The 8,540-nt window shown below is 66.1% G+C and carries 4 protein-coding genes; 3 read left to right on the forward strand and 1 reads right to left on the reverse strand.

What is annotated here, in order from left to right:
* The coding region (locus AC1DBQ_RS19440) for a DUF3417 domain-containing protein (protein ID WP_476930067.1) at positions 1 to 420 on the reverse strand (420 nt) is incomplete at its 3' end.
* A gap of 152 nt (positions 421 to 572) precedes the next feature.
* Between AC1DBQ_RS19440 and AC1DBQ_RS19445 the strand changes: the two genes are divergently transcribed.
* From AC1DBQ_RS19445 to AC1DBQ_RS19455, 3 genes are read left to right on the forward strand one after another with little or no spacing between them, the layout of a single operon-like run.
* Complete coding sequence (locus AC1DBQ_RS19445) at positions 573 to 2,645, forward strand: alpha-1,4-glucan--maltose-1-phosphate maltosyltransferase (RefSeq protein WP_476930068.1); 2,073 nt, start codon at positions 573 to 575, stop codon at positions 2,643 to 2,645.
* Between the two features lie 5 nt (positions 2,646 to 2,650).
* Positions 2,651 to 4,447, forward strand: a complete 1,797-nt coding sequence (treS, locus tag AC1DBQ_RS19450) for a maltose alpha-D-glucosyltransferase (RefSeq protein WP_476930069.1) — start codon at positions 2,651 to 2,653, stop codon at positions 4,445 to 4,447.
* Between the two features lies 1 nt (position 4,448).
* Positions 4,449 to 8,168 (forward strand): 1,4-alpha-glucan branching enzyme, encoded by a 3,720-nt coding sequence (locus AC1DBQ_RS19455; protein WP_476930070.1) that lies wholly within the window; start codon positions 4,449 to 4,451, stop codon positions 8,166 to 8,168.
* Positions 8,169 to 8,540 lie beyond the last annotated feature (372 nt).

Below are 8,540 nucleotides of genomic sequence, written 5' to 3' on the forward strand. Positions count from 1 at the left end.
CCCGAGTACTGGGGGAGGACCTCGGTGATGCCGAACTCCGGCGAGACCCGAGTACTGGGGGAGGACCTCGGTGATGCCGAACTCCGGCGAGAAGTAGGCGATGCAGGACGGGGCGCCGTCGCCAAGGCTCTGGTACCAGCGCGGCTGCTCCAGATAGCGGTCGAGKTCGTCGGCGGCGGCATGGACACGCCCCACCACGTCCTGGTCCGCCGCGAGGCGCTGCAGCTCTTCCCGGCTGACCAGGCCCAGGAACGTCACGGGGTCGTGGGCGCTCTCTGCCCAGATCCCGGGGTTGAGCTCCTCAAAAAGCTCCCGGGTGGGCCGATGCCAGGACCACCGAAGATTGGTGGCGAGCCGGGCCAACGGCCGGATGGACTCCGGAAGAACGGTTCGGACAGTAAATCTGCGGATTGCCTTCACCAGCGAAACACTAACGGACAACTCGGTGCCCCGGAACCGCTTTAAGATTCTTTCCGGTAAATGACGGATATCGGTCCGACTGGAACCGGAAACCTCTCACAAAACGTTCGAGGCCTTAGCATTCTGGCCGTTTTGTAGATAACGTCGAGCCTGTGACGAATAACTCGCGAACCAGTGCCCTGTCCAAGCAAAAGCCCAAGGCCCTGATCACGGATGGCCTTCGATTTGGCCGATTTCCGATCACCGCCGTGCAGCCGTCGGTAGAAGACGGAAAGTTCCCGGCCAAAGCTGTTGCGGGCGAATCCATTRTGGTRGGAGCCACCGCGTTCCGGGAGGGACACAACCAGCTCGGCGTCAGCGCCGTCCTGCTCGACCCCCGCGGCAAAGAGCGCCAGCGGGTCCGCCTCGCACCGCCGCGCGGACCGCGCGGCATGGGCACCGACCGCTGGGAAGGCCTCCTGACCCCGCCCGCCACCGGCAAGTGGTCCTTCGTCATCGAGGCATGGCACGACCGCTACGGCACCTGGCACCACAACGCCGAGGTCAAGGTGGAGGCCGGCATTGACGTCGAGCTCATGCTGGCCGAAGGCGCGGCCCTGCTGGCGGAAGCCTCCGAGGACGCCTCGCGACCTTCCGCCGACCGCCGGACGCTGCGGATGGCCGTCGTCGTGCTCTCCGACACCGCCCGGACACCGGAGGAGCGCCTCGCCGCCGGCTTCAGCGACGAGATCGCCGCCGTCGTCGAACGCCAGCCCATCCRCGAACTCGTGACGGTCTCCGAACCGTACCCGCTGCTGGTGGAGCGTGCGCTCGCCGGCTGCGGCTCCTGGTACGAATTCTTTCCACGCTCCGAAGGTGCCGTGCGCAACCACGACACCAGCGAGTGGACCTCCGGCACCTTCCGCACCGCCGCGAAACGCCTTGACGCCGTCGCCGCCATGGGCTTCGACATCATCTACATGCCGCCGATCCACCCGATCGGTGTCCAGCACCGCAAGGGGCCGAACAACACCCTGATTCCCGGACCGCACGATCCCGGCTCCCCGTGGGCCATCGGGTCCAAGGACGGCGGCCACGACGCGATCCACCCGGACCTGGGCACCTTCGAAGACTTCGACGCCTTCGTGGCCCGGGCTGAGGAACTGGGGCTCGAAGTCGCCCTGGACCTGGCCCTGCAGGCCGCGCCGGACCACCCGTGGGTGCAAAGCCACCCGGAATGGTTCACCACCCGGGTGGACGGCAGCATCGCCTACGCGGAAAACCCGCCCAAGAAATACCAGGACATCTTCCCGCTGAATTTCGACAACGACCCCGCGGGGCTGTCCAACGAAATTCTGCGGATCGTGCTGCTGTGGGTCAGCCACGGCGTCAAGGTCTTCCGGGTGGACAATCCGCACACCAAACCTGTGTGGTTCTGGGAATGGCTGATTGGCAAGGTCAATAAGAAGCATCCCGACGTCGTTTTCCTGGCCGAGGCGTTCACCCGCCCGGCCATGATGCACGCCCTCGGCCGGGCCGGCTTCCAGCAGTCCTACACCTACTTCACCTGGCGGAACACCAAGGAAGAACTGGAGGAGTACTTCCAGGAGGTCAGCCACGAGTCACCGGCCTACTTCCGGCCGAACTTCTTCGTCAACACCCCGGACATCCTCACCGAGTACCTTCAGTTCGGCGGACCGTCGGCGTTCAAGATCCGCGCCGCGCTGGCCGCAACGGCCAGCCCGATCTGGGGCGTGTACGCCGGCTTTGAGCTCTACGAACACGTGGCGCGTCCCGGCGCCGAAGAATACATCGACAACGAGAAATTCGAGTACAAGTCCCGCGACTGGGATGCGGCGGCCGAAACCGGGCGCAGCCTGGCGCCGTACCTGACCCGGCTCAACGAGATCCGCCGCGCGCACCCGGCCCTCGGGGACCTCCAGAACCTCACGCTGCACCAGAGCACGGACACGTCCACCGTGGTGTACTCCAAGCACAAGACCCTCCCCGACGGGACCAAGGACACCTTGATCATCGTCGTCAACGTGGATCCGCACGGCACCCGGGAGAGCACCGTGTCCTTGGATCTGCCGGCGCTGGAACTGGACCCGGAGAGCTTCACGCGCAACGGCCGTTTCATGGTCGATGACTTGCTGACCGGCGAGAGCTGGGAATGGGGGGAGTACAACTACGTCCGTMTGGACCCGCACGTCGAGCCCGCCCACATTCTTAGCATCCGGAGGTAGTGCCAGTGAGTTTTAGCCCGCAGAACCCCAGCCAGCACTTCAGCCCGAGGGGAAGCTTTGAACTGAACGCTCCAGGCCTCCAGCACGACCCCCTCTGGTACCGCAAAGCGGTGTTCTACGAGGTCCTGGTCCGGGGCTTCGCCGACGGAAACGGGGACGGCTCGGGCGACTTTCACGGACTGATCGAGAAACTGGACTACCTGCAGTGGCTGGGCGTGGACTGCCTCTGGCTCCCTCCGTTCTTCCAGTCACCGCTGCGCGACGGCGGCTACGACATCTCGGACTACAACTCCGTCCTGGACGAGTTCGGGACCATCAGTGACTTCAAGCGGCTCGTGGCGGAGGCCCATGCCCGCGGCGTCCGGGTGATCATCGACCTTCCGCTGAACCACACCTCGGACCAGCACCCCTGGTTCCAGGAGTCGCGCAAGGATCCGGACGGGCCCTTCGGGGACTTCTACGTCTGGAGCGACACGGACGAGAAGTATGAAGACGCCCGCATCATCTTCGTGGACACCGAGGAATCCAACTGGACCTTCGACCCCATCCGCCRGCAGTTCTTCTGGCACCGGTTCTTCAGCCACCAGCCCGACCTGAATTTCGAGAACCCCAAGGTCATTGACGCGCTCTTCGACGTCGTCCGGTTCTGGCTGGACCAGGGCATCGACGGCTTCCGCGCGGACGCCATCCCGTACCTGTTTGAGGAGGAGGGCACCAACTGCGAGAACCTGCCGCAGACCCACGAATTCCTCCGCAAGCTGCGCAAGATGGTCGATGAAAGCTACCCGGGCCGCGTGATCATTGCCGAGGCCAACCAGCCGCCCGCCGAAGTGGTGGAGTACTTCGGCACCGAAGAGGAACCGGAATGCCACATGGCGTTCAACTTCCCGATCATGCCGCGGCTGTACTACGCGCTGCGGGACCAGAAGGCGTCGCCCATCATCGAGACGATGAAGGACACCCCGGACATTCCCGAAGGCGCCCAGTGGGGCACGTTCCTGCGCAACCACGACGAACTGACGCTGGAAATGGTCACGTCCGATGAACGCGCCGCGATGCTGGGCTGGTACGCGCCGGATCCGCGCATGCGCGCCAACATCGGCATCCGGCGCCGGCTGGCCCCGCTGCTGGATAACTCCCGCTCCGAAATCGAGCTCATCAACGCCCTGCTGCTGTCCCTGCCGGGCAGCCCGTTTCTGTACTACGGGGACGAGATCGGCATGGGGGACAACATCTGGCTCGAGGACCGCGACGCCGTCCGCACCCCGATGCAGTGGAACCCGGACCGCAACGCCGGGTTCTCCAACGCGGACCCCGGAAAGCTCTACCTCCCGGTGATCCAGTCGCTGGTCTACAACTACAGCATGGCCAACGTGGAGGCCGAGGCCGCACATTCGGGGTCGTTGCTGCGCTGGACCCGTCAGATCCTGAGCGTCCGCAAGAACCACCCGGCCTTCGGTCTGGGCGGATTCAAGCATGTGGAAGCCGACCACGACGTCGTCCTCGCGTACCTGCGCGAGCTCCCGGAAGGCAACGCCGCCGGTGAGGACGCCGAGACCATCCTGTGCGCCTTCAACCTCTCGCAGCACCCCGTGGCAACCACCCTGCGCGTGCCGAAATTCGCCGGCCGGGGACTCCGGGACGTGTTCGGCGGCCAGGCGTTCCCGGCCATCGGCGAGGACGGAACGCTGACGTTGACCCTGGGCAGCCACGATTTCTTCTGGCTGCGGATCCGCTCCGCAGCATCCAACCCGGCATCCCCGTTCACTCAGGCGATGCCTATCCTGTCCATCGAAGGCTGAGATGACCCGACCGACCCTTGCCCCGGCCCTGAGCGCACTGCTTGGCGCCTCGCTTCCGCGCCAGCGATGGTTCCCCGTCAAAAGTGCGGAGTTCAGCTTCGAACCGGCGGGCGGTCTGCGCCTCGAGACCGGCGGCGGGGAAGCCGCTCCCGGCACGGCGGTGTGCGAGGTGTTCCTGCTGGCGGTGTCCTATCCAACCCCCGACGGCAGCCGGACCGACATCGTGCAGGTGCCGCTCAGTTTCCGCACGGAACCGCTGCCTGGTGGCGAGCGTGCGCTGATCGGCGAACTTCCCGGCGCGCGCGATGACGCTGCACACCGCTGGGTGTACGACGGCGTCCACGATGCCTCCTTCGTCGCCGCGTGGCTGGAGCTCATCCGCGACGGCGGAAGCACGCCGTCGGGAAACGCGACCGGCCACCTGGTGGAGTCCGGCTACCGCCTGCCGTTCGCGACGGGCAAGGTGAAGGTCCTCGCCGGGGAGCAATCGAACAGTTCGGTGATAGTGGACGACGGCGGTTCGGCCGCCATCGTGAAGTTCTTCCGGGTGCTGTGCGAGGGCCAGAACCCCGAGGTMGAAATCGGCGCGGCGCTAACGGCGGGGCGCACCGAGGAAGTCCCGGCGACCCTCGKCTGGGTCACGGGCGAATGGGAGACTCCTGCGGCCGCGCTCGGTGTGGACCCGTCCGCTGCTGTCCGTACCGCCCGTGGCGAGCTCGCCGTCGCGCACGAGTTCCTTTCCGGCGGGCTCGATGCCTGGCGGCTCGCCGTAGACGCGGCCAGCCGGGGGATCGGGTTCACTGCCGAGGCCCGTGCCCTGGGCGCTGCGACGGCCACGGTGCACCGGCGGCTCGCCCAAGCGCTGGGGACCGCCACCGAATCCGCGCCGGGCGAGGACATCGCCCCSGGAGTAGCCCAGCGGGTGCGCCAGTCCTGGGCCCAGGCCGGCAACGCCGTCGGACCGTACGAGGACCGGCTGGACCGGCTCCTCGGCCGGCTTGAAGGCACCAGCGCCGGGCGGCTGCAGCGCATCCACGGCGACCTCCATCTCGGACAGATCCTGCAGGTTCCGGGCAGTAGCGTCCCGGGCGAGCCCGGGGCTGCGCCGCGCTGGGCCATCCTCGACTTCGAGGGTGAGCCGCTGCGCCCGATCTCCGAACGCAATTTTCCCGACGTCCCGCTGCGCGACGTCGTCGGCATGCTGCGGTCCTTCGACTACGCCGCCGGCGCCGCCGTCCGCGAGAACCCCGGTGCCGTGGTGCCGGGGACATGGGTGGATGACTGCGCCGAGGCCTTCCTGGCCGGCTACGCCGAAGTCATTCCCGGCAGCATCGACCGCGACTCGCCGCTCTTTGTGGCGCTGTGGCTCGACAAAGCACTCTACGAAGTCATCTACGAACTAAGGAACAGGCCGGACTGGCTCTCCATACCGGTGAACGCATCGCGTCGTCTCCTTGGCAGTACAGGTTCCGGCGTCGCCGCCGAAGCCACAGCGGAAGGTATAAAAATGACAGGATCAGCACGTATCGATMGGCCCGGCGCACMATTGCCCGTGGACGGCGAGACTCTTGCGAGGGTCGCATCCGGCGAACACCACGCGCCCCACTCAGTCCTGGGTGCCCACCTTGATGACCACGGCCACGTCACGATCCGGACCGTGAAGCACCTGGCGGAGGCAGTTTCTGTCGTGACGTCGGCAGGTGCTGTGCCCATGACGCACGAATMGGGCGGCGTGTGGGTGGCTGTGATGGAACCGCTCGAGCGTGGCCACGTGCCGGATTACCGCCTCGAAGTGACCTACAAGGACCACGAACCGCAGGTCATGGACGACCCCTACCGCTACCTGCCGACCATCGGCGAAATCGACCTGCACCTGATTGGTGAGGGCCKGCACGAGCGGCTGTGGGAGGCCCTMGGCGCGCACGTCCAGCACTACAAGTCCTCCCTCGGCGACGTCGACGGCGTGTCCTTCGCCGTCTGGGCCCCGAATGCCCAGGCGGTGCGGGTGAAGGGCGACTTCAACGGCTGGGACGGCCGGGAACACTCCATGCGCTCGCTGGGTTCCAGCGGCGTGTGGGAGCTCTTCATTCCCGGCGTCGTAGCAGGGGCGTGCTACAAGTTTGAGATCCGGACGCGGCACGGCTACTGGGTGGAAAAAGCTGACCCGCTGGCCTTCGGAACCGAGGTCCCCCCGCTGACGGCGTCCCKCGTGGTCGAGCCCTCCTATGTGTTCAAGGACGCCGAGTGGATGCAGGCCCGCGCCGGCCGCGATCCGCACAACTCGGCCATGAGCGTGTACGAGGTCCACCTCGGCTCGTGGCGGGTGGGACTGGGCTACCGCGAACTGGCCAAGGAACTCGTGGAGTACGTCAAATGGCTCGGCTTCACCCACGTGGAGTTCATGCCCGTGGCCGAGCACCCCTTCGGCGGCTCCTGGGGCTATCAGGTCACCTCCTACTTTGCCCCGACCTCACGTTTCGGGCACCCGGACGAATTCCGGCACCTCGTCGACGAGCTCCACCAGGCCGGCATCGGCGTCCTCCTGGACTGGGTCCCGGCGCACTTCCCCAAGGACGAATGGGCCCTGGCGCGGTTCGATGGCGAGGCCCTGTACGAGCACGCCGACCCGAACCTGGGCGAGCACCCGGACTGGGGAACGCTGATCTTCGACTTCGGCCGCACGGAAGTCCGCAACTTCCTGGTGGCCAATGCCCTGTACTGGCTCGACGAATTCCACATCGACGGGCTGCGCGTGGACGCCGTCGCCTCCATGCTGTACCTCGACTACTCGCGTGAGGAGGGGCAGTGGCGGCCCAACCGTTTCGGCGGACGCGAGAACCTGGAAGCGATCTCCTTCCTGCAGGAGGTCAACGCCACGGTCTACAAGACGCACCCCGGCGCCGTCATGATTGCCGAGGAGTCCACTGCCTTCCCAGGTGTCACCGCACCCACCAGCGGCGGCGGCCTGGGCTTCGGCCTCAAGTGGAACATGGGCTGGATGCATGACTCGCTCCAGTACATGGCGGAGGACCCGTACAACCGCAGGTGGCACCACGGCACCATCACCTTCTCGATGGTCTATGCCTACTCGGAGAACTTCCTCCTGCCGATCAGCCACGACGAAGTTGTGCACGGCAAAGGCTCCATGCTGCGCAAGATGCCCGGCGACCGGTGGCAGCAGCTGGCCAACCTCCGCGCGTTCCTGGGGTACCAGTGGGCGCACCCCGGCAAGCAGCTGATCTTCATGGGCACGGAATTCGGCCAGGAAGCGGAGTGGTCAGAGCAGTACGGCCTGGACTGGTGGCTCGCCGACATCCCGGCGCACAACGGCATGCAGCTCCTGACCAAGGACCTCAACGAGCTGTACCGTTCCACGCCGGCCCTGTACGAGCGGGACAACCAGCCGGAGGGTTTCCAGTGGATCAACCGGGGAGACTCGGACCGCAACGTGCTGACGTTCATCCGCCGCGATGCTGACGGCAACCCGCTGGTCTGCGCCGTGAACTTCTCCGGCGGCCCGCACACCGACTATGTCCTGGGCGTCCCGTCTGCCGGCGCATGGCAGGAAGTGCTCAACACCGACGCCGCCGGCTATGGCGGTTCCGGTGTGGAAAACACCGGAACTCTGACTGCCGCGGACGAAGGCATCGACGGTCAACCGGCGTCGCTCACCGTGACGCTGCCCCCGCTCGGGGCCGCCTACTTCAAACCGCTGGCGTAGGAACCGCCCGGGCGAAGCCGGCGGGGGAGCGCGGTCAGCCTCGCGTGGTGAACCCGAGCGGCGCAAGCCCTGCGTGAGCATCTGGGAGAAGCCCGGAATCCCCGTGATTCCGGGCTTTTCCGCGCCCCCTTCGAGGCGGCTTTGTCAGCGGGGCCAAGTGGTGGTAGAGTTTATTTCCGCGCTGCTCCCCGGAGTTGAACGGCCACCAAGACCCAGAAGCCTATGGCAAGACTGAGTCGGGACCGCCGATTTGACAAGGGTGAAGCGGCCGGGTAAGTTTGAAAAGTTGCTCCGGAGCGATCCGCGACTGAATGTTGGTTGTGGTGGTGCCGGGTGTGTCTGTTGTTTGAGAACTCAATAGTGTGCCAAGTT

The organism is Arthrobacter sp. 10T413_2 (assembly GCF_056394205.1).